Source organism: Aquabacter sediminis, from assembly GCF_028863665.1.
Classification (GTDB): domain Bacteria; phylum Pseudomonadota; class Alphaproteobacteria; order Rhizobiales; family Xanthobacteraceae; genus L1I39.
Genome location: NZ_JARBFX010000004.1, coordinates 14,760 through 35,829 on the forward strand (window position 1 = coordinate 14,760; position 21,070 = coordinate 35,829).

Genomic DNA, 21,070 nt, shown 5'->3' on the forward strand with positions numbered 1-21,070 from the left:
CCATCCCTGATGATGGCCAGGGGTATCGCGTTTCACCCATGTCGCTGCTGGCCCGTACCTCCACCGTTTCCGCCGCCACGCTCGGCTCGCGGCTGCTGGGCTTTGCACGGGATGCGGGAACGGCGGCGGTGCTGGGGGCGGGGCCGCTGGCGGACGCGCTCATGGCCGCGCTCTCTTTGCCGCTGCTGGCCCGGCGGCTGCTGGCGGAAGGCGCGTTCAACGCCGCGCTCATTCCCGCCCTCTCCCATGCCGAGGCCGAAGGCCGGGAGGCGCGGCTGGCACGGGCCTGCCTCTTGCTCCTCACCCTTCTGCTGGCCGGTCTCGCGCTCGGGGGCGCGGTCTTCATGCCCTGGCTCATCCAGGTGCTGGCGCCCGGCTTTGCCATGGGGGGCGAGCGGGCGGACCTCGCCGTCGCCTGCGGGCGCATCGCGCTGCTCTATTTGCCGCTCGCCGGAGCGGCGGCGGTCTATGGGGCGGTGGCCAATGGCGCGCACCGGGTTCTCCTGCCCGCGCTCGCCCCGCTCACCGCCAATGCGGTCGTGCTGGTGGCCATCGTCGCCCTCTTGGCGGCGGGGCTGGTGGCGACCGCCGAGGCGGCCTTGGTGATGGCGGGCTTCACGGTTCTCGCCGGCATCGCCCAACTGGTCCTCATGGCGGCCGCTGCCCGGGGCGCGCCGGCGGCGCCCGGCGGCGCCGTCGGGCGCGCCGAGTGGCGGGCGAGCCTTGCCGTGCTGCGGGCCGCCGCGCCCGCGCTGCTGTTCGCCGGCCTCTCCCAGGTGCGCCTGCTGCTGGCTGCGGCGGTGGTGTCATCGGTGCCGGGATCGGTGGCGGCGCTCAATTATGCCCAGCGCCTGGTGGATCTGCCGCTTGGCCTCGTGGGTGCGAGCGCCGGGGCGGTGCTGGTGCCGCTGCTGGCTTCAGGTGCGGCCAAGGGCGACAAGGCAGCGCATGCCACCGGCGCGGTGCTTGCCGCCTTCGCGCTGGCATGGCCGGCGGGCCTCGGCCTCCTGATGCTGGCCGAGCCCATCGTCACCGTGCTCTACCAGCGGGCGAGCTTTTCCGCTGAGGACGCCAGGCTGACCGCCGGCTTGTTGCAGATGCTCGCTTTGTCGCTGCCCGCACAGGGCCTGGAGCGGGTGCTGTGCGCCACCGCCATGAGCCATGGATTGGAAAGGCCCGTGGAGCGCATCGGCCTTGCTTCCCTCCTTCTGGCGCTCGTCCTCGCTTTGCCGGCCTTCCATCTGTTCGGGCCGGAAGGTGCGGCGGGGGCGGTGGCGGCCTCGGCGCTGGCTTCCGCGCTCGCAATGTTGTGGCTGCTGGTGCGACGCGGGCATCTGGCCTTCACCGGGGCGACCCTTCGGCAGGGGGCGACGCTGATTGTGGCGGGCGGAGCCATGGCGGGGCTGGTGGCGGCGGGCGCGGCGGCCTGGCCGGCCCCGCAGGCCGGCACGCTTCTTGGCCTGGTGCGGCTCGGTTGCCTTGTCCTGGCGGGCATGGCGGCCTATGGCGGCGTCTGGCTCCTGGGACGGGCGATGCTTTCCCGGGCGAAGGATCCGGCGGCGTCATGAGCGCGCCACGGAAGGCTTTGCAGGGCCGGCGCGGGGCTTTATCGGTGGGATACCGGGACCGCCCGCAGGCCCGGTCCCCGCGCCCGAGAAGGATGGCCATGACCACGTGCAGCTATTTCGCCTATGCCAGCGACGATGCCCACGCTCTCTTCGGCCGCCGCTGGGGCGAGGAGAGCAAGGAGACGCCGCTCGTTTGCCTGCCCGGACTGACGCGCTCTTCCACCGATTTCGAGGCCCTCGCCGAGGCGCTGGCCGAGGGCGGCCGGCAGGTGGTGGCGCTGGATTTCCGCGGCCGGGGCGGCTCGGCCTTTGCGCCCTACACCACCTATAATGTCGCCCAGGAGGCCCGTGACACGGTGAAGGGGCTGGCGAGCCTCGGCATCACCAACGCCCATTTCCTCGGCACCTCCCGCGGCGGTCTCGTCATGATGATGCTGGCGCTGAAAGCTCCGGATCTCCTGGCGGGGTGCATCTTCAATGATATCGGCCCGGTGGTGGAGACCGCCGGCATCGCCCGCATCACCGGCTATGTGGGCGCCCCGCCGCCCCCCGCATGGCCGGACCTGATCACGCGGCTGAAGGCTGAGCAGGGTGCGCTCTTCCCCCGCCTCACGGCCGAGGAATGGGAGCGCTATGCTCGGCAGATCTATGCCGACCATGATGGCGTGCCCAAGCTCGCCTATGATCCGGCCATCGCCGAGGCCTTCAAGGAATTCGATCCCACAAAGCCGCTGCCCGCGTTCTGGGAGGGGTTCGACGCCCTGGCGGAGAAGCCGCTTTTGGTCATTCACGGCGCCCTGTCCGATGTCCTGTCCTCCGCCACCGTGGAGGCCATGGCCGACCGGCACCGCGGCACCGAGGTCTATACGGTGGACGACCAGGGCCACGCCCCGCTTCTGTGGGACGCACGCAGCCACAAGGTGATCGGCAATTTCCTGGCGCGGATCGAAGAGGCGGTCTGACGCCCCGGCACCGCGCGCCCCGCCGGCGAAGCGTCGGCCGCGTCTGCCCGCATGCCGCCCCTTGCCGCGCCCCGGCGGGCGTGGCATGAGGCGGCTCGTCCAAGCGGGCGTTTCGCACTGCGCCATTGGCGTCGGCGCGGGGCGTCCGCCTGTTCTTTTCGAGCGCGGGTGTTTGGCCCGCGTCCTGTCGTGCCGGACGGGCCGCTCCGCTCGGGAGCCCCGTCCTTGAGGAGGTCGCCATGGCGGCGGTCGCGGAACGCGTCTTCTCCGGTGTGCAGCCCACCGGCAATCTGCATCTCGGCAATTATCTCGGCGCCATCAAGCGCTTCGTGGAGCTCCAGCAGAGCCACGACTGCATCTATTGCGTGGTGGACCTGCATGCCATCACCGTCTGGCAGGAGCCCGAGGAGCTGAAGCGCCACACCCGCGAGGTGACGGCGGCCTTCATTGCCTGCGGCATCGACCCGAAGAAGCACATCGTCTTCAACCAGAGCCAGGTGTCCGGCCATGCGGAACTGGCCTGGATCTTCAATTGCGTCGCCCGCATGGGCTGGCTGAACCGCATGACGCAGTTCAAGGAGAAGGCCGGCAAGGACCGCGAGAACGTCTCGGTGGGCCTGTTCGCCTACCCGACCCTCATGGCCGCCGACATCCTGCTCTACCGCGCCACCCATGTGCCGGTGGGCGAGGACCAGAAGCAGCATCTGGAACTGACCCGCGACATCGCCCAGAAGTTCAACGTGGACTTCGCTCCCTCCATCGCGGCCCTCGGCCACAATGACGGCTATTTCCCGCTGACCGAGCCGCTCATCGCCGGCCCTGCCACCCGCGTCATGAGCCTGCGCGACGGCTCCAAGAAGATGTCCAAGTCGGACGCCTCGGACTTCTCGCGCATCAACCTCACCGACGATGCGGATGCCATCGCCGGCAAGGTGCGCCGGGCCAAGACCGATCCCGAGCCGCTGCCCTCCGAGGAAGCCGGCCTCAAGACCCGTCCCGAGGCGGACAATCTGGTTGGCATCTTCGCGGCGCTGAGCGATGTCAGCAAGGAGAAGGTGCTGGGCGAATATGGCGGCGCCCAGTTCTCCACCTTCAAGGCGGCCCTGGTCGACCTGGCGGTGGCCAAGCTCGGCCCCATCGGCGGCGAGATGCAGCGCCTGATGGCGGACACCTCGGCCATCGACGCCATCCTGCGGGACGGCGCCGAGCGGGCGGGCGTGATCGCCGAGGCCACCATCCGCGACGTGAAGGACATTGTCGGCATGGTGCGCTGAGGCGCGCCGGCTGATTGTGCCCGGGCGGTGCGGGTTCCGGGCGTCGCCCGGTCAAGGCGGGGCGAAACGCCCCGCGTCACCGGCCTTGCCGCGCCGCCTCCGCCTCCCTAGGTGGAGGGGGCCGGCACATTGGAGAGAGCCATGAACGAGGCGCGCACCACGGTCGATCCCGCTGAGGTCGCCTTCTTCGAGGCGCTGGGGGCCGAATGGTGGGACCCCAAGGGCAAGATGGCGCCCCTCCATGGCATGAACCCGGCGCGCCTCGCCTTCCTGCGCGACCTGCTGGTGCGCCGCTTTCACCGCGACCCCAAGTCCATGCGGCCGTTGAAGGGCCTGCGTGTCCTCGACATCGGCTGCGGCGGCGGGCTGCTCTGCGAGCCCCTGGCGCGCATGGGTGCCGACGTTGTTGGGGTCGACCCCGCGCCTGGAAACGTGGACGTGGCGCGCCATCATGCCGTGCAAAGCGGCCTTGAGATCGACTATCGCGCCACCACCGCCGAGGAACTGGCCGCGGCCGGCGAGACGTTTGACGCCGTGCTGGCGCTGGAAGTGGTGGAGCATGTGTCGGATGTGGCGGCCTTCCTGCGCGCCACCACAGCCCTTGTGGGACCGGGGGGGGTGATCGTGCTCTCCACGCTCAACCGCACGGGCAAGAGCTTTGCACTTGCCATCGTGGGCGCCGAATACATCCTGCGCTGGCTGCCGCCGGGAACCCATAGCTGGCAGAAGTTCGTCACCCCCGCCGAGATGGAAGCCGGGCTCGCCGCATGCGGCTTCTCGCCCGTGGAGATGATCGGCTTCGTCTATGATCCCCTCTCGGGGTCCTGGAGCCTCTCCCCAGACATGGACGTGAACTACTTCCTGGCCGCCGAGAAGGCCGGCTAGGCGCCGGCCTTCGTTCCGTCACGCCACCGTGCGCAGGCGATCGTCCAATTGCCGCTCCCAGGCCAAGGCATGGGCGACGATGGTGGGCAAATCGTCCAGCTTGGGCGTCCAGCCCAGCGCGGCGCGGATGCGGTCGGCCTTGGCCACCACGGCCGCCGGATCGCCCGCGCGGCGGGGCGCGAATTCGACCTTGAAGTCGACGCCTGACGCCTCCTTCACCGCTTTCAGCACTTCGAGCACCGAATAGCCGCGGCCATATCCGCAATTATAGGTGCCGCTCTCGCCGCCCGCGCGCAGGTGCCGCAGGGCGTCCAGATGGGCCGCCACAAGGTCGGCCACATGGATATAGTCCCGCAGGCAGGTGCCGTCGGGGGTGGGATAGTCGGTACCATAGACCTCGATGCCAGCCCTTTTGCCAAGAGCGGTCTCGCAGGCGACCTTGATGAGATGGGTTGCCCCGGCCGTCGACTGGCCCGTACGATCCTTGGGGTCGCCGCCCGCCACGTTGAAATAGCGCAGCGCCACATACCGCAGGGGCGTGGCAAAGGCCGTGTCCTGGAGCATCCACTCGCTCATGAGCTTGGAGCGGCCATAGGGCGAGATGGGCGAGAGCACGGCATCTTCAGCCACCGGGTCGATGCCCACCATGCCGTAGACGGCGGCGGTGGAGGAGAAGATGAAATGGGGAATGCCCGCCTTCACCACGCTCGCCAGCAAGGCCCGCGTCTTCACCGTGTTGGCGAGGTAGTAGCCGAGCGGATCGGCGACCGAATCGGGCACCACGATTCGGGCGGCGAAATGGATGACGGCGTCGATGGCATGTTCGTCGACGATGCGGGCCACCAGCTCCGGATCGCTCACATCGCCCAGGATGAAGGTCGCCTGCGGCGCCACCGCCCAGCGGAATCCGGTGGACAGGTCGTCCAGCACCACCACGGTCTCGCCGGCATCCAGGAGCGCAAGAACCATGTGGCTGCCGATATAGCCGGCGCCGCCCGTCACCAGAACCGCCATTTTCCTGCCTCCGTATGCGCGCGGACCCTGGAGCAGAGGGCGTGCGCGGTCAATGCGAAGAAACAATCCGCGCGCTACGGCGTTCCTGAACCCGACACGGGACGGCCATGCTTCCGCCAAGCCTGGCTGTGAGGTTCGTTCCGTCTTACCGCTGAAGCCTCGCCGCCGCGCGGGCGCGCCACCTTCACCTTGGCGCTTCCCTTGACGGCGCGAGGGCTTTAGGGACATTCCGTCGTCTCAAGATTTGGTGAGCATCGATGCCCAAGCCTTTGCGTAAAGCCATCCTCCCGGTCGCCGGCCTTGGTACGCGCTTCCTGCCCGCGACCAAGGCAGTGCCGAAGGAGATGCTCACGGTGGTGGATCGCCCCGTGGTGCAGCATGTGGTGGACGAGGCCCGCGCCGCCGGCATCGAGCACATCGTCTTCGTCACCGGCCGCAACAAGGCGGTGATCGAGGACCATTTCGACCGCCAGTTTGAGCTGGAAAAGACCCTCTCGGATCGTGGAAAGACCAAGGAGCTGGAACAGCTCGACCGCGACACGCCGAAGGCGGGCACCACCTCCTTCACCCGCCAGCAATTGCCGCTCGGCCTTGGCCATGCGGTATGGTGCGCCCGCGACCTGATCGACGATGAACCCTTCGCGCTCCTGCTCCCCGACATGCTCCATCTGCCCAAGAATGGCGGCAAGGGCTGCCTGGCGGAGATGGTGGAGCTCTATAACCGCACCGGCGGGAATGTGCTCTCGGTCTATGAGGTGCCCGAGGACCAGACCAACCAGTACGGCATCGTTGGCACGGCCCCCGCTGCGGGCGGCGTCAACGAGATCGTGCAGATGGTGGAAAAGCCGGCGCTCGGCACGGCCCCCACCAACCTCGCCATTTCCGGCCGCTATATCCTCCAGCCCACCATCTTCGATCTCCTGGCCCGTCAGGACCGGGGCGCGGGTGGCGAGATCCAGCTCACCGATTCCATGCTTAAGCTGATGGAACGGGAGCGCTTTTTCTCCGTCACCTTCGATGGCCCGGTCTATGATTGCGGCTCCAAGATCGGCTTCCTCATGGCCAATGTGGCCTATGCCTTGTCCCGTCCCGACATCGCCCCGGAATTCCGCACGGCGCTGGGGGAGATGTTGCAAGGCGGTAACGGCGCATGAAAGACGAACGGGAAGGCGGCGGCGGAAGGCGGGTGAGGGGGCTTGCGCGCCTTGACCCGGCTCCCGATCCCGTCTAATCGCCGACCCACCTGTCCTCCCCAGGAGTGGAGTCGACCGCATGCTGCAGTCCCAAGATCGTCACTGCGCGCCCGTTAAGCCGAAGTTCGACGATGAGATCCGGTTCCTGCAGTCATGGTTCCAGAGCCCCCTGAAGACCGGCGCGGTCTCGCCTTCCGGGCGGGCTCTCGCCAAGATGATGGCCTCGTATCTCGACCCGGCCACCCCCGGCCCGGTCATCGAGCTCGGACCTGGCACCGGCCCCGTCACCAAGGCGCTGCTGGACCGTGGGTTTGCCCCGGAGCGGCTGTTCCTGATCGAATATAATCGCGAATTCTGCACCTTGCTGCGCCGGCGCTATCCGGGTGTGACGGTGCTTCATGGCGATGCCTATGCCATGGCGGACACCCTGAAGGACCGGCTGCCCGGGCCGGCGGTGGGCGTCATTTCCTCCCTGCCGCTGTTCACGCGCTCTCCGGCGGATCGCGAGCGGATGGTAGAGGAGGCCTTCGACCTCTCCGTTCCGAACGCTCCGTTCGTGCAGTTCACCTACGCCGTCGTCTCCCCCGTGCCGCTGAAGCCGGGCCAGATTGACGGCCAGCGCTCGCCCCGCGTGTGGCTCAACCTGCCGCCGGCCCGGGTATGGGCGTATCGCCGGCCGTGACCGGCCCCCTCCCGCCGAGGAGGCCGCCCGCCGCATTCCAGGCGGGAGGCCGGGCGTGACCTCTTTCCTTTATGTCAGCCATCCCCAGGTGAAGGTGGACCCCAAGGTTCCGGTGCCGGACTGGGGGCTCTCCGAGATCGGCCGCGCCCGCGCCGCCGCCTTCGCCGCCCGCGCGGACCTTGCCGGCACAGCTCGCATCCTCTCCAGCGACGAATGCAAGGCCAAGGAGACCGCAGCCTTTCTCGCGCAGGCGCTCGGCCTTTCCGTCGAAGTGCGCGCGGACATGCACGAAAATGACCGCTCCTCAACCGGCTTCCTGCCCGAGGCCGAGTTCCAGGCGGTCGCGGACGCCTTCTTTTCCCATCCCGAGGCGAGCGTGCGCGGCTGGGAGCGGGCCATCGACGCCCAGGCCCGGATCGTGCGCGCCGTCACCGAGGAGATCGCCCGGGCCCCTCACGCGCCAACCATTTTTGTCGGCCATGGCGGGGTGGGGACCTTACTGCTGTGCCATTTGGCTGACATGCCCATATCCCGCGTCCACGACCAGCCCCCCGTCGGCGGCGGCTGCTGGTATGGTTGGACCAATGCGACGCCGCCCGACCGGTGGCGCGCCATGGAGGAAGGCCCGAACCCATGAGTGCATCCGCTCCAATCCTTCCCCCCTCTCCCTTCGGTCCCGATCCCCGCGACCGCCTCATTGTGGCCCTGGACTTCCCCTCCATCGCCGCCGCCGAGGCCATGGTCTGGCAGCTGGGCGATGCGGTCACCTTCTATAAGATCGGCCTGGAGCTGACCGTCTCCGGCGGTCTCGACCTCGCCGCCGACCTCATCGGCGCCGGCAAGAAGGTGTTCCTGGACCTCAAGCTCCACGACATCGACAATACGGTGGAACGGGCGACCGCCGCCGCCGCCGAGCGCGGCTTCACCATCCTCACCGTCCATGCCTACCCGAAGACCCTCGCTGCCGCCGCCCGTGGCGCTGCCGGCAGCGCGCTCAATGTGCTGGGCGTCACGGTGCTCACCTCCTATGACGATGCGGACCTTGCCACCGCCGGCTATTCCCGCAACGTGGACGAGACCGTGCTCATGCGCGCGGGCCAGGTGCGGGAAGCCGGCGTTGCCGGCGTCATCTGCGCGCCCACGGACGCCGCGCGCGTGCGGCCTCTTCTCGCGCCGGGCCAATTGGTGGTGACGCCGGGCGTGCGCCCCGCCGGTTCCGCTGTGGGCGACCAGAAGCGCTTTGCCACCCCCGCAGATGCCTTTGCGGCCGGCGCCAACGGCATTGTGGTGGGCCGCCCCGTCATTGCCGCCTCCGATCCCGGCGCGGCGGCACGGGCGATCCTGGACGAAATCAAGCCCTTCCTCTGAGCCCACGAAAGGGAAGGCGACATGCCCAAGGGATATTGGATCGGCCGGGTGGATGTGTCCGACCCGGAGGCCTACAAGGCCTATGTGACGGCCAATGCCGCACCCATCGCGGCCCATGGCGGGCGCTTCCTGGTGCGCGGCGGGCCGGTGACCGCCCTTGAAGGGCGCACCCGCGCGCGCAACGTCCTGCTGGAGTTCCCGTCCTTCGAGGCGGCGCTCGCCTGCTATCATAGCCCTGGCTACCAGGCCGCGGTGGCGCTGCGCCAGCCGGTGGCGGTGGCCGACCTTGTGGTGGTGGAAGGCACGGATGCGCCCGATGCGGCCTTAGGCGGGCCTGCCCCCGGCTACTGGATCATGGGCATCGACGTGATCGATCCCGAGGGCTACCGCGCCTATGCGGCCGCGGGCGGCACGGCCGCCTACAAGCCGCGCTTCCTGGTGCGCGGCGGGCGGCAGGAACAGGTGGAAGGCACGGGGCGGGCGCGGCAGGTGGTCCTGGCCTTCGCCGACGTACCGCAGGCGCTCGCCTGCTACCAGGCGCCGGACTATCAGCGCGCCGTCGCGCTGCGCCAGGGGGCGGCGGAGGTCGATCTCCTGCTCATTCCCGGCTATGAGGGGCCTCAGCCCGGCGAGAGCCCGACCCTCCCATAAGCGCTCCGGCGCACAGGAAACCGCGCCGCGCGGCGCCAAGGAGACACCGTGTCCGATCTTCGCATCGTCATCTCGGGAGCCGGCGGCCGCATGGGCCGGGTGCTGCTGCGCAATGTGATGGAAGGGGAGGGCCTGCGCCTGGTGGGCGCCCTGGAGCACGAGGGCAGCACGCATCTGGGCGAGGATGCCGGCCTTCTCGCCGGGCTCGGCGCCAATGGCATCGAGGTCAGCGCCGATGTGGCCGCCACCCTCAAGGGCGCCGATGCGGTGATCGACTTCACCTCGCCTGCAGCCTCCGTGCGTCTGGCGCAAGCCTGCGCCGACCTGGGCGTCGCCCATGTGGTGGGCACCACCGGCTTTTCCCATGCCGATCTCCAGGCCCTGGCCGAAGCGGCGCAGCGCACGGTCGTCGTCCGCTCCGGCAATATGAGCCTCGGGGTCAACCTGCTCGCCGCGCTCACCCGCCGGGTGGCGGCGACGCTGGGTGTGGACTTCGACATCGAGATCGTCGAGATGCACCATTCCCGCAAGGTGGATGCGCCCTCCGGCACCGCCTTGCTTTTGGGCGAGGCGGCTGCGGAAGGCCGGGGCGTGGACCTCGACACCCACAGCGCCCGCGGCCGCGACGGCCATACAGGCAGCCGCCGGCCGGGCGATATCGGCTTTGCCTCGCTGCGGGGCGGCTCGGTGGTAGGGGAGCACGTGGTGATCTTCGCCGGCCCGTCCGAGCGCATCGAACTGGTGCACAAGGCCGAGGACCGGGCCATCTTCGCCAATGGCGCGCTCACGGCGGCGCGCTGGAGCAAAGGCAAGGCGCCGGGGCTTTATTCCATGGCCGACGTGCTGGACATTGCGGCGATCTGACGCCCGCCTCGATCGCTTCCGCGCACCTTGAAAACGCAGAAGCGATCACATCACTCGTTGCAGGGCATTTCCTTCACGCGAACCGGTCCCACTTGGGCCGGAAACGCTCTAGCGGGCAGCCGCCTTGGCGCCGCCCGGGCCGAGGCCCGCCGCCAGCGAGATGGCGAGGCTCTTGGTGAAGCAGGCATAGGCCCAGTCGGTCAGGTGCAGGCCGTCCAGAATGATGACGGAGGACATGGGGACCTTGTCCTGCTCCACCCAGCGCTTCATCACCTTGTAGCGCGGGAAGACGGAGACCTTCTCCTCCCGCCCCACGGACGCAATGGTGGCCACCACGCCCGGGCTGTCGGGATCGAGATTGACCCAGGGCGAATATTGCAGGTCGATCAGCACCACATCCGCCCCCCAGGAGCGGATGAGGTCGATGCCCTTCTTCAGCGGCTCGGCGAAGCGACCGACGCCGAAGCTGCGCAGCGCATAGTTCGTGCCCACCTGCCAGAGCACCAGATCCGGCTTCAGGTCGCGCACGTCGCGCTCGAATCGCCACAGATTCTCGGCCGCGTCCTCGCCATTGCCGCCGCGATTGAAGACCTTGATCTCGGCACCGGGATAGCGGGCCTGGAGGTCCGCCTGCAGCAGGGCCGGATAGGTGCGCTCGGTGCTGGAGGCGCCCACCCCGGTGGTGGAGGAGGAGCCGATGGCGACGATGGTGAGCTTCTTCTGCTTGGCCAGCACCTCGGCGGCGTGGGGCACGGACAATGCCGCCTCCGCCGGGCTGGTGATGCAGGCCGGGCCGCTTGACTGGGCCACGGCCGCGCCGGGGAGCGACAATGCGGCGCACAGCAGCGCGCCGCCGAACGTGAAGCGGATGGTCCGCGCCATGATGATGCCGTCCCCGCCTGCGCCGCCGTTCAGTGGGCGTTCTTGAGCGACCAGCCGAACACGGCGGTGGCCACCCCGTTGATGATGAGATCGAGGCCCAGGAACAGGCCGAGGATGAAGACCGAGTTCACCGGCCAGCCAGCCATGATCTCGATGCCCAGCAGCAGGGTGATGATGCCGGACAGCAGCAGGAAGCCCCAGCCCTTGGCCGGGCGGGCGCCGAAGCTGGCGAAGATGCGGAAGATGCCGCCGATCACGAGGGACACGCCGATGAAGAGCGTGATGATGCCCGCCGCCAGCAGCGGCTGGTACATGATCAGGCCGCCGGCGATCACATAGAGCACACCCGCCAGCGCCCAGAACAGGAAGCGGCCCCAGCTCTGCACCCGGAAGGCATGGAGCACCTGCACCACGCCGCCCACCAGCACCATGGCGCCCACATAGAGCGCGGTGGCCACCGTGCTGGCCAGCAGGTGGCCCAGCGCCACAAAGCCCAGAATCACGAAGGCGACGCCGAGCGCGACGAACCAGCCCCAGCCGGCCTTGATGGAGGTGAGCTGGTCACGCGTGGCTGAGCCGGGCGTCGGGATGGTGGTGGGCATGGAGGGAACTCCGAACGGCAGGGAAGCTGTTCGCCTTGCTATCACATTCCCGTCAGGGCCGGGAGGAAATTGGCGCTTCTCCCCCTGCAGCCGGTGGCCGCTCCCCCAACGAAAAAGGGCGCCCGATGGGGCGCCCTGATCGAAAGGGGAAGACGCTGGACTCAGCGCTGCGCGGTGGGCGCGCCCGTCTGGGCGGATGCGGACTGGGACCCGGTCTTCGGCATGATGACCACCTTGGTGCCCACCTTCACGCGCTCATAGAGGTCTTCCACATCGTCATTGAGCATGCGGATACAGCCGGAGGACACGAACTTGCCGATGGTCTGCGGCTCGTTGGTCCCGTGGATGCGGTAGATGGTGCTGCCCAGATAGAGAGTGCGCGCGCCGAGCGGGTTGCCCGGCCCGCCCGCCATGAAGCGCGGCAGGTAGGGCTGGCGTTCGATCATCTCCGCCGGCGGGCGCCAATCGGCCCATTCCGCCTTCCGGGTGATCTTCTCGGTGCCCTGCCAGGTAAAGCCCTCGCGGCCGACGCCGATGCCGTAGCGCATCGCCTTGCCGTTGCCGAGCACGTAATAGAGGTACGTGTTGGGCGTATCGATGATGATGGTCCCGGCGGGCTGGCTGGTCACATAGTCCACCGTCTGGCGGCGGAACCGCGAATCCACCGGCTCGCTCGGATCCACATTCTCGATGCGGGGGCCGGACGGGGCCTGGGTGGTGCCGGGCACCACGGGCGAATTGGAGGCGTAGGACCCGGCGGGAGCGGGGGCCGCATCACGCACATAGCCCCCGGGGGCGTAGGAAGCGTTCTGCGGCGCAGGGGCGACGCCCTGCTGGCTGGCGCGCGCCTGCTGGAGAAGCTGGTCCTGCTGATAGGAACCCGCATAGCCGCCGGCGGGCGGCGGCTCGGCCGGCTGCGCCGCCGCATAGCCCGGCTGGGCCTGATAGACCGGCTGCTGCTGATAGGAGGGCTGCGCCTGCTGGTAGCCGCCCTGCTGATAGCCGGGCTGGGCGCCGTAATTGGCGGCCGGCTGCTGCGCCGGGATCGAGCCGGTGGCGCCGGGCGGGGTGATGGCCATGGGCTGGTTGCTGGGCGCGGCCGCCTGCTGGGCGCCGGGCTGGTAGCCATAGCCTGGCTGGACATAGCCCTGGGTCTGGCCCTGTCCCTGCACGCCAGCCGGCGGCGCGATGGGCGCGCTCTGCACGGCCTGCTGCCGGGAATAGGGATCGCGCGCATAGGGGTCGTTATAGCCCGGCACGCTGCCGGAGGGCACGACGCCCGTTGCCGAGGGAGATTCGGAGGTGATGGCGCCCGTCGCTTCCGGGTCTGCCTGCGCCTGCACCTGCACATAGGTGGTGCTGTAGGGCACACGCGATTGAGCGTGGGCGGACATGGCGAGGACAGAGACCCCGAGGGCCGTGAAGAGAGTGGTGCGCAGCATCATGGACTCGGTGCTAATCCTGAAACGTGACGAAATTGGAAACGGCCTGCGTTTTTTTTTCCGCCTCGATGGCGTGAAGCTCTCGCGGCCCTACTTGGTTCCGTGTAGCCCAATTGCCGTGCGTTCATGACGGCACCATTAGACCTATGCTCCGGGGCGTGCAACGCGCAGGGAACGCGCGGTGGCGTGCTTCGCGATTTTGTCATCATGCGTTGCAGAAAGGTGGCGCTTGAATTGAGGTCGGAATAAACATAAAGATATGTTTATGTCTTTAGGCCGATCCTCAGCGCGCCCCGCGCCCTTGTCCTATGCCGCCTTGCTGGAGGGCCTCAAGGCCGCCGGAGAGGACACGCGCCTGCGCCTTCTCGCGGTGCTGGACGCAGCGGAGCTGACTGTCACTGACCTGACCGAGGTGATGGGGCAGTCCCAGCCGCGCATTTCACGCCATCTCAAGCTGCTGGCGGAGGCTGGCCTGGTGGAGCGGCACCGGGAGGCCAGCTGGGTCTTCTATCGTCGCGCCGGCACCGGGCCCGGCGGTCAGGTGGCCGCTGGCCTGCTCGATCTGCTCGACCCTGCCGATCCCATGGTGTCGCGGGACCGGGCGCGCCTCGCCGAGGTGCGCGCCCAGCGCGCCGCACAGGCCCAGACCTATTTCGCCGCCCATGCGGCGCACTGGGATGCCATCCGATCCCTCCATGTGCCCGAGGCGCAGGTGGAGGCCGCCATCCTGGACGCGCTCGGCCCCGAGCCCATCGGGGATCTCCTGGATCTGGGCACCGGCACTGGCCGGATGCTGGAAATCTTCTCGCCCCGCATTGGCCAGGGCCTGGGCATCGACCTGTCGCCCGACATGCTGGGGGTGGCGCGGGTGAACCTGGAAAAGGCGGGCATTCGCAATTGCTCGGTCCGCCAGGGCGACATCTATGCGCCGCCGGCCGGCACCGGCTTCGACGCCATCATCGTCCACCAGGTGCTGCACTTCCTGGACGAGCCGGCCCGCGCGCTGCGCGAGGCGGCGCGCCTCCTGAGGCCGGGAGGGCGCCTCCTGGTGGTCGATTTCGCCCCTCACGATTTGGAATTCCTGCGCGAGGCCCACGCCCATCGCCGCCTCGGCTTTGCCGCCGAGACGGTGGCCGGCTGGATGGCGCAGGCGGGCCTGCGGCCTGACCTCCACCGCACCCTCGTGCCCTCCGGGGGCGGGGCCGACACTCTTACCGTCTCGCTCTGGCTCGGGCGCGCGGCCCTGCCGCCCACCGGCAGCGGGCCCGCCGGGCAGGACAGGATGACCTGGGAAATGAAGGAAATCGCGTGATGACGACCCCCATCCGGGCCAGCCGGGAACTGGGCAGGACCCCCGTGAGCGTCTCCTTCGAGTTCTTCCCGCCCAAGACGGAGGAGATGGAGCGCAACCTCTGGGCGAGCATCGCCCGCCTTGCGCCGCTCGGGCCCAAGTTCGTGTCCGTCACCTATGGCGCCGGCGGGTCCACCCGCGAGCGCACCCATGCCACCGTGGCGCGCCTGGTGCAGGAGACGGACCTGCAGCCCGCCGCGCACCTGACCTGCGTCGCCGCCAGCCGGGCGGAAATCGACGAGGTGGTGCGCGCCTATAGGCAGGCAGGCGTGCGCCACATCGTCGCGCTCAGGGGCGATCCCACCACCGGGGTGGGCACCGCCTATGAGCCTCACCCCGACGGCTATGCCCATGCCTGCGACCTGGTGGCGGGGATCCGCAAGCAGGGAGATTTCGAGGTGTCGGTCTCGGCCTATCCCGAGAAGCACCCGGAAAGCCCTTCCATCGACGCGGACATCGACTATCTCAAGGCCAAGGTGGATGCGGGCGCCACCCGCGCCATCACCCAGTTCTTCTTCGAGAATGACGTCTATTTCCGGTACCTGGACAAGGTGCGGGCGGCCGGCATCACCATTCCCATCGTCCCCGGCATCCTGCCGGTGACCAATTTCAAGCAGGCCGCGAGCTTCGCCGCCCGCACCGGCGCCTCGATGCCCGCCTGGCTCGCCCGGCGGTTCGAGGGACTGGATGGCGATCCCGAGACCCGCAAGCTGATCGCCGCCGCCGTCGCGGCCGAGCAGGCCACAGACCTGGTTGATCGCGGCGTGGGCGAGATCCATTTCTATACCCTCAACCGGGCGGACCTGGTCTATGCCATCTGCCACCTGCTGGGCTTGCGCGACCGGCCCGCAGCCCCGCCGCAAGCCTTGGCGGTCTAAATTCCTCAGAGCCTGACCCGATCGGGCCACATGAACCCGGTCGGAGCGTGCTTCAGAAAATTCTGCCGGCCCCCCGGCCAAGACGAGCCAGCCATGACCCGCGAGACCGACACCTTCGCCGCCCTCACCGCCGCCGCCCGCGAGCGCATCCTGGTGCTCGACGGGGCCATGGGCACCATGATCCAGGGTCTGAAGCTGGACGAGGCCGGCTATCGCGGGGCGCGCTTTGCGACCTGGAACCGGGATGTGAAGGGCAATAACGACCTTCTCAACCTGACCCAGCCCGACGCGGTGCGGGACATCCACCTGGAATATTTCCTGTCCGGCGCCGACATCGTCGAGACCAACACCTTCTCCTCCACCACCATCGCCCAGGCCGACTATGCCATGGAGGCGCTGGCCTATGAGCTGAACGTGGAGGGTGCGCGCCTCGCCAAGGCGGCGGCGAAGCTCGCGCAGGAGAAGGACGGCCGGCGTCGCTTCGTGGCGGGCGCCATCGGCCCCACCAACCGCACCGCCTCCATCTCCCCTGACGTGAACGATCCCGGCTTTCGGGCCGTGACCTTCGACGAACTGGCGGTGGCCTACGGCGAGCAGGCGCGCGGCCTGTTGGAGGGGGGCTCTGACCTCCTTCTCATCGAGACCATCTTCGACACGCTGAACGCCAAGGCGGCCATCTTCGCCATCGAGGGCCTGTTCGACGAACTGGGTTATCGCGTGCCGGTGATGATTTCCGGCACCATCACGGACCTGTCCGGCCGTACCTTGTCGGGCCAGACGCCGGCGGCCTTCTGGTATTCGCTGCGCCATTCCCAGCCCTTCTCCATCGGCCTGAATTGCGCGCTCGGAGCCAAGGAGATGCGCGCCCACATCGCTGAGATCGGCCGGGTGGCGGATACCTTCGTGTGCGCCTATCCCAATGCGGGCCTGCCCAACGAATTCGGCCTTTATGACGAGAGCCCGGAAGCCATGGCGGCCCTGGTGGGCGAGTTCGCCGCGTCCGGCCTCGTCAATATCGTCGGCGGCTGCTGCGGCACGACGCCCGCCCATATCCGCGCCATTGCGCAGGCGGTGGCCCCTCACAAGCCGCGCGAGATCCCGACCCTGGTGCCGCGCCTGCGCCTGTCGGGCCTGGAGCCGTTCGAGCTGACGCCGGAAATCCCGTTCGTGAACGTGGGCGAGCGCACCAACGTCACCGGCTCCGCCCGCTTCCGCAAACTCATCACCAATGCGGATTTTCCCGCCGCCTTGGCGGTCGCCCGCGACCAGGTGGAGAGCGGCGCCCAGGTGATCGACATCAACATGGACGAGGGCCTCCTGGATTCCCAGGCGGCCATGATCTCGTTCCTGAACCTGGTCGCCTCCGAGCCCGACATCGCCAAGGTGCCGGTGATGGTGGACAGCTCCAAGTGGGACATCATCGAGGCCGGCCTCAAGCGCATCCAGGGCAAGGGCATCGTCAATTCCATCTCGCTGAAGGAAGGCGAGGAGAATTTCCGCGCCCAGGCGCGCCTCGTGCGCCGCTATGGCGCTGCCGTGGTGGTGATGGCCTTCGACGAGCAGGGCCAGGCCGACACGTTCGAGCGCAAGACCCAGATCTGCGCCCGCGCCTATGCCATCCTGGTGAATGAACTGGGATTCCCGCCCGAGGACATCATCTTCGATCCCAACATCTTCGCGGTGGCCACCGGCATCGAGGAGCACGCCCCCTACGGCGTCTATTTCATCGAGGCCACCCGCTGGATCCGGCAGAACCTGCCCCACGCCCACATTTCCGGCGGCGTGTCCAACCTGTCCTTCTCGTTCCGCGGCAACGAGCCCGTGCGCGAGGCGATGCACGCCGTGTTCCTCTACCACGCCATCCAGGCGGGCATGGACATGGGCATCGTCAATGCCGGCCAGCTCGCCGTCTATGACGAGATCCCCGCTGCGCTCCGCGAGGCCTGCGAGGACGTGGTGCTGAACCGCGACCCCGACGCCACCGAGCGCCTCCTGGCGCTGGCCGAGACCTTCAAGGGCGGCGCCGGCAAGGAGAAGCGGGAGGCTGACCTCACCTGGCGCAGCTGGCCGGTGGAAAAGCGACTGGAGCATGCCCTCGTCAACGGCATCACCGAGTTCGTGGAAGTGGACACGGAGGAGGCACGCGCCGCCGCCGAGCGTCCGCTGCACGTCATCGAGGGGCCGCTGATGGCCGGCATGAACGTGGTCGGCGACCTGTTCGGCGCCGGCAAGATGTTCCTGCCCCAGGTGGTAAAGTCCGCCCGCGTCATGAAGCAGGCGGTGGCCTATCTCATGCCCTTCATGGAGGCGGAGAAGGCCGCTAATGGCGGGTCCGAGCGCTCGGCCGCCGGCCGCATCCTCATGGCGACCGTCAAGGGCGACGTGCACGACATCGGCAAGAACATCGTGGGCGTCGTGTTGCAGTGCAACAATTACGAGGTCATCGACCTCGGCGTGATGGTGCCCACCGCCAAGATCCTGGACGTGGCCCGCAAGGAGAAGGTGGACGTGATCGGCCTGTCCGGCCTCATCACGCCCTCGCTCGACGAGATGGTGGGCGTCGCCTCCGAGATGGAGCGCGAGGGCTTCGACGTGCCGCTTCTCATCGGCGGCGCGACGACGTCGCGCGTCCACACGGCGGTGAAGATCGCCCCCCGCTATGAGCGTGGCCAGGCGGTCTATGTGACGGATGCCTCCCGCGCGGTGGGGGTCGTCTCCAACCTGCTCAACCCTGCCACGCGCGAGACCTACAAGGCCGAGCTGAAGGCGGAATATGTGAAGCTCGCCGATGCCCATGCCCGCGCCGATGCCGCCAAGCAGCGCGTGCCGCTGGCCAAGGCGCGGGAGAACGGGCTGAAGCTGGACTTTGCCGGCTATCAACCGCCCAAACCCACCTTCCTCGGCACCCGCGTGTTCGAGGATTACGACCTCGCCGACCTCGTCCCCTATATCGACTGGTCGCCCTTCTTCGCCTCCTGGGAGCTGACCGGCCGCTATCCCCAGATCCTGGACGACGCCACGGTGGGCCACACCGCCCGCGCGCTGTTCGCCGATGCCCAGGCCATGCTGAAGCGCATGGTGGAGGAGAAGTGGGTCACCGCCCGCGCGGTGGTGGGCTTCTGGCCCGCCAATGCGGAAGGCGACGACATCATCCTGTTCCGGGATGATACGCGGAAGACCCCGCTCGCCACCCTTCACACCCTGCGCCAGCAGCTGGCCCGGCGGGAAGGACGGCACAATCTGGCGCTGGCCGACTTCGTGGCCCCGGTGGCCAGCGGCGTGCCCGATTATGTGGGCGGCTTCGCGGTGACCGCAGGCATTGGCGAGCAGGCCCGCGCGGAGGCCTTCAAGGCGGCCAATGACGATTATTCCGCCATCCTCCTCAAGGCCCTGTCCGACCGCCTCGCCGAGGCGTTTGCCGAGCGCATGCACCAGATCGTGCGCAAGGAATTGTGGGCCTATGCGCCCGACGAGGGCCTCGGCAATGACGAGCTGATCGCCGAGCGCTATCGCGGCATCCGCCCCGCGCCCGGCTATCCCGCCCAGCCCGACCATACGGAGAAGGGCACGCTCTTCACCTTGCTGGATGCCACCAACAAGATCGGCCTGGAACTGACCGAGAGCTATGCCATGTGGCCGGGCGCGGCGGTGTCAGGGCTCTATTTCTCCCATCCCGAGAGCGCCTATTTCGGCGTCGGGCGCATCGAGGCCGACCAGGTGGCCGACTATGCCGCCCGCAAGGGCTGGAGCGTGGAGCAGGGCGAGCGCTGGCTCGCGCCCATCCTGAACTACGACCCCGCCCGCCGCGCCGCGGCGGAGTGAGGCCTGCGGCGAGCGGGATCTATTGGGGCGAGCGGGATCTATGTCCCGCCGCCCGCTTCAGCCAGCAAGGCGTGGAGGCGCCCGGCCAGGGTGTCGGTGGTGAAGGGCTTCACCAGCAGGTCCATGCCTTCGGTGATGAAGTCCGGACGCCGGGCGGCATCTGCCGCGTAGCCGGTGATGAACAGCACCGGCAGGCCCGGCCGAAGCTGGCGCACGAAGTCCGCCAGCTGGCGCCCGTCCATGCCGCCGGGCAGGCCGATATCCGTGACCATGGCCCGCACCTCCAGGCCGCCGCCCAGCAATTCCAGCGCCGTCGGCCCGTCCTCCGCCGTGATGGGATCGTAGCCCAGCGCGGTCAGGATTTCCGCCACCAGATGGCGCACCTGGGGTTCGTCCTCCACCAGGAGCAGGCGCTCCCCTTGCCCGTGATGGGGGCTGGCCGGTGCCGGGGCCGGTCGCGCCGTGTCGCCTTCCGCAACGCACAGATGAAGCACGGCGCGCGTGCCTTCTCCTGGCGTCGAGGTCAGGGTCAGGTTGCCGCCGCTCTGCTTGGCGAAGCCATGGATCATGGACAGGCCGAGCCCGGTGCCCTGGCCATAGGGCTTGGTGGTGAAGAAGGGCTCGAAGGCCCGCGCCAGCACCTCCGGGCTCATGCCCGCGCCGGTATCGGAGACGGTGATGGCGATGATGTCGGGCTTGCCGTCGCGCTCCGTCTCCAGCGCCGTCTCGATGGCGAGGCGCCCGCCGGCGGGCATGGCGTCGCGGGAGTTCAAGGCGAGGTTGAGGACCGCATTCTCCAATTGGTTTGGATCGGTCCAGGCGGGCGGCAGGGGCGCGGCCAGCTCCAGCGAGACCGCGATGCCCTCGCCCAGCGTGCGGGCGAGCATGTCCTGCATGGCGAACAAGGTGGCGTTCACGTCCACCGCTTGCATCTTCAGCGGCTGGCGGCGACCGAAGGCCAGGAGGCGCTGGGTGAGGCGCGCGGCGCGCTCGGCCGCGGTGAGCGCCAGCTCCACATACCGGTCCGCCTCGGCGATGCGCCCGGCATGGATGCGCGCGCGCAGCAGTTCCAGCGAGCCCATGATGCCGGCGAGTACATTGTTGAAATCATGGGCGATGCCGCCGGTCAGCTGCCCCACCGCCTCCATCTTCTGGGCCTGGAACAGGGCCTCCCGGGTCTCTTCGAGCGCCTGCTGGGCCTTGCGCCGCTCGGTGATGTCGCGGGTGACCTTGGCATAGCCGATGAGCACGCCGTCCTTGTCGCGCACGGCGTCCAGCAGCACGCTGGCGAAGAAGCGCTCGCCATCCTTGCGGACGCGCCAGCCTTCCTTCTCATACTTGCCCGTGAGCGCGGCGGTGGCGAGCGCGCGGTCGGGCTCGCCGGCGGCCACGTCCTCCGGCGTGAAGAACTGGGCGTAGGGGGCGCCGATGATCTCTGCGGCGGAATAGCCCTTGATGCGCTCGGCACCGGGGTTCCAGGTGCACACGCGACCATTGGCGTCGAGCATGAAGATGGCGCAGTCGGTCACCCCCTCGAAGAGGATGCGCAATTGCTGCTCGGTTCCAAGACCGGCAAGGCGACTATCGGGGTCCAGCTGAAGCTGGGCGGGGATCGGCCGGCGGCCCATTCTT

The 21,070-nt window shown here is 68.7% G+C and carries 18 protein-coding genes; 13 read left to right on the plus strand and 5 right to left on the minus strand.

The genetic code is table 11. The features are described 5' to 3' along the window. Positions 1–38 precede the first annotated feature (38 nt). The 4 genes from murJ to ubiG all read left to right on the plus strand — a co-directional run bounded on the left by murJ (position 39) and on the right by ubiG (position 4,689). On the plus strand, positions 39–1,568 hold the full coding sequence (gene murJ / locus PV781_RS08455) for a murein biosynthesis integral membrane protein MurJ (RefSeq protein ID WP_274775196.1): 1,530 nt from the start codon (positions 39–41) through the stop codon (positions 1,566–1,568). A gap of 98 nt (positions 1,569–1,666) precedes the next feature. Continuing rightward, positions 1,667–2,530, plus strand: a complete 864-nt coding sequence (locus PV781_RS08460) for an alpha/beta fold hydrolase (RefSeq protein WP_274775197.1) — start codon at positions 1,667–1,669, stop codon at positions 2,528–2,530. Between the two features lie 239 nt (positions 2,531–2,769). Then, a complete protein-coding gene (gene trpS, locus PV781_RS08465) occupies positions 2,770–3,804 on the plus strand; it encodes a tryptophan--tRNA ligase (protein WP_274775198.1) in 1,035 nt (344 codons plus the stop codon). A 141-nt stretch (positions 3,805–3,945) separates the two neighbouring features. Continuing rightward, entirely contained in the window at positions 3,946–4,689 is a 744-nt protein-coding gene (gene ubiG / locus PV781_RS08470; protein WP_274775199.1) for a bifunctional 2-polyprenyl-6-hydroxyphenol methylase/3-demethylubiquinol 3-O-methyltransferase UbiG, read from the plus strand. An 18-nt stretch (positions 4,690–4,707) separates the two neighbouring features. On the opposite strand, the gene galE is transcribed toward ubiG, so the two are convergent. Continuing rightward, positions 4,708–5,703, minus strand: a complete 996-nt coding sequence (galE, locus tag PV781_RS08475) for a UDP-glucose 4-epimerase GalE (protein ID WP_274775200.1) — start codon at positions 5,701–5,703, stop codon at positions 4,708–4,710. A gap of 257 nt (positions 5,704–5,960) precedes the next feature. Here galE and PV781_RS08480 point away from each other — a divergent pair, with 257 nt between their 5' ends. The 6 genes from PV781_RS08480 (at position 5,961) to dapB (ending at position 10,461) form a co-directional block, all read left to right on the plus strand. Then, entirely contained in the window at positions 5,961–6,857 is an 897-nt protein-coding gene (locus PV781_RS08480; protein ID WP_274775201.1) for a UTP--glucose-1-phosphate uridylyltransferase, read from the plus strand. A 118-nt stretch (positions 6,858–6,975) separates the two neighbouring features. Next, positions 6,976–7,578, plus strand: coding sequence for a class I SAM-dependent methyltransferase (locus tag PV781_RS08485; protein WP_274775202.1), 603 nt, complete (start codon positions 6,976–6,978; stop codon positions 7,576–7,578). Between the two features lie 55 nt (positions 7,579–7,633). Further along, the gene (locus PV781_RS08490) at positions 7,634–8,215 is read left to right on the plus strand and encodes a histidine phosphatase family protein (RefSeq protein ID WP_274775203.1); all 582 of its coding nucleotides are present in this window, start codon (positions 7,634–7,636) and stop codon (positions 8,213–8,215) included. Further along, positions 8,212–8,946, plus strand: coding sequence for an orotidine-5'-phosphate decarboxylase (gene pyrF, locus PV781_RS08495; protein ID WP_274775204.1), 735 nt, complete (start codon positions 8,212–8,214; stop codon positions 8,944–8,946). The genes PV781_RS08490 and pyrF overlap by 4 nt, the downstream gene beginning before the upstream one ends. A gap of 21 nt (positions 8,947–8,967) precedes the next feature. Beyond that, positions 8,968–9,597 carry a DUF1330 domain-containing protein gene (locus tag PV781_RS24045; protein WP_342455443.1) on the plus strand — a complete coding sequence of 210 codons (630 nt, stop codon included), beginning with the start codon at positions 8,968–8,970 and terminating at the stop codon, positions 9,595–9,597. Positions 9,598–9,645: 48 nt separating this feature from the next. Next, positions 9,646–10,461: a 4-hydroxy-tetrahydrodipicolinate reductase gene (gene dapB, locus PV781_RS08510; protein WP_274775205.1), complete on the plus strand. Its 816-nt coding sequence runs from the start codon at positions 9,646–9,648 to the stop codon at positions 10,459–10,461. A 108-nt stretch (positions 10,462–10,569) separates the two neighbouring features. Here the strand turns inward: dapB and PV781_RS08515 are convergent, their stop codons facing one another. The 3 genes from PV781_RS08515 to PV781_RS08525 form a co-directional block, all read right to left on the minus strand. Then, the gene (locus PV781_RS08515) at positions 10,570–11,343 is read right to left on the minus strand and encodes an SGNH/GDSL hydrolase family protein (protein ID WP_274775206.1); all 774 of its coding nucleotides are present in this window, start codon (positions 11,341–11,343) and stop codon (positions 10,570–10,572) included. A gap of 29 nt (positions 11,344–11,372) precedes the next feature. Then, positions 11,373–11,945 carry an HdeD family acid-resistance protein gene (locus PV781_RS08520; RefSeq protein ID WP_274775207.1) on the minus strand — a complete coding sequence of 191 codons (573 nt, stop codon included), beginning with the start codon at positions 11,943–11,945 and terminating at the stop codon, positions 11,373–11,375. A gap of 161 nt (positions 11,946–12,106) precedes the next feature. Next, on the minus strand, positions 12,107–13,390 hold the full coding sequence (locus PV781_RS08525) for a L,D-transpeptidase (RefSeq protein ID WP_274775208.1): 1,284 nt from the start codon (positions 13,388–13,390) through the stop codon (positions 12,107–12,109). A 262-nt stretch (positions 13,391–13,652) separates the two neighbouring features. Between PV781_RS08525 and PV781_RS08530 the strand changes: the two genes are divergently transcribed. The 3 genes from PV781_RS08530 (at position 13,653) to metH (ending at position 19,438) form a co-directional block, all read left to right on the plus strand. After that, complete coding sequence (locus tag PV781_RS08530; RefSeq protein WP_274775209.1) at positions 13,653–14,699, plus strand: ArsR/SmtB family transcription factor; 1,047 nt, start codon at positions 13,653–13,655, stop codon at positions 14,697–14,699. Beyond that, positions 14,699–15,616, plus strand: coding sequence for a methylenetetrahydrofolate reductase [NAD(P)H] (gene metF / locus PV781_RS08535; RefSeq protein WP_274775210.1), 918 nt, complete (start codon positions 14,699–14,701; stop codon positions 15,614–15,616). Before PV781_RS08530 ends, metF begins: the two co-directional genes overlap by 1 nt. Positions 15,617–15,709: 93 nt before the next feature. Then, entirely contained in the window at positions 15,710–19,438 is a 3,729-nt protein-coding gene (gene metH / locus PV781_RS08540) for a methionine synthase (protein WP_274775211.1), read from the plus strand. Positions 19,439–19,476: 38 nt separating this feature from the next. Here metH and PV781_RS08545 read toward each other — a convergent pair whose 3' ends face one another. Then, positions 19,477–21,066: a PAS domain-containing sensor histidine kinase gene (locus PV781_RS08545; protein WP_274775212.1), complete on the minus strand. Its 1,590-nt coding sequence runs from the start codon at positions 21,064–21,066 to the stop codon at positions 19,477–19,479. Positions 21,067–21,070 lie beyond the last annotated feature (4 nt).